General features: G+C 67.1%; 1 protein-coding gene. It reads left to right on the plus strand.

What is annotated here, in order from left to right:
• Window positions 1-87: 87 nt before the first annotated feature.
• A partial coding sequence (locus B4M60_RS00515; RefSeq protein ID WP_291079409.1) for an MFS transporter occupies window positions 88-1,125 on the plus strand: 1,038 nt, incomplete at its 3' end.

Here is a 1,125-nt window from a genome sequence, read left to right on the forward strand (position 1 = left end):
CCATGGTCTGACGCACACTCCAAATACGGGCCGAGTTCGCCTCCCCGCTGCCCGCGACCGCGAGACTCTGACGTGAAAGGGCTGATCGTGTCCTCCAACCTCGACTCCGTGAACGCCGACCCCTCGACCCCACCTGCCCTCGATCCGAAGAAAGCGAACCTGGTTCTGGCTCTGTCCTTCACCGGATTCCTGCTGACCTTCTGGGCGTGGGCACTCATGGGCCCGCTGGGCGCCACCTACAAGGAAGAGTTGGGACTGTCGTCCTTCCAGCAGTCCCTGGTGGTGGCCCTGCCCGTGGTGGTCGGCTCACTCGGCCGAATCCCGGTGGGCGCGCTCACCGACCGTCTCGGCGGCCGCACGATGTTCCCGCTGATCGCGGCGTTGACGATCATTCCCACGCTGTTCGTCGGCTTTGTCGACAACAGTCTGACCGTCCTGCTCATCGGCGGATTCTTCCTCGGTATCGGCGGCACCTCCTTCGCGGTAGGCGTCCCCACCGTCAACTCGTGGTTCCCTCCCCACCGCCGCGGCACGGCGATCGGTATCTTCGGCGCCGGCATGGGCGGCACCGCGGTGGCGGCGTTCACCACCCTGCGCATCCGTGACGCCTTCGGCGACCAGGCGCCGTTCATCCTCGTGGCGGTCCTGCTCGCGATCTACGCGGTCGTGGCGCGGATGTTGTTTCAGAACTCCCCCAACTGGGTACCCGCTCAGGGCAACTGGGTGGTCAAGGCCGCGTCCACGCTCGCCAAGCCCGTGACCCTCAAACTGGCCTGGCTGTACGCGATGGGATTCGGCGGGTTTGTGGCGTTCTCCGTCTACCTGCCCACCTATCTGCACAACTTCTACGAGTTGGACATCGAGGACGCCGCGCTGCGCACCGCGATCTTCGTGGTGGTCGCGGTTGCGTGCCGCCCCCTCGGTGGCGCGCTCGCGGACAAGTTCGACGGCGGCTGGGTACTGGTGGCCAGCTACACCGTCACCGGGCTCATGGCCGCGGCCGCCTCCGAGAAGATGCCGCTCGTGGGTCTGGACGGCAGCTTCTACCCGGTCGGCACCGGGGTGTTTCTCCTCATGGCGGCCTCGCTGGGCGTCGCCTCCGGCGCGGTGTTCGCCCTGGTCGCC

This window comes from Dietzia sp. UBA5065 (assembly GCA_002415925.1).
Taxonomy (GTDB): Bacteria; Actinomycetota; Actinomycetes; order Mycobacteriales; family Mycobacteriaceae; genus Dietzia.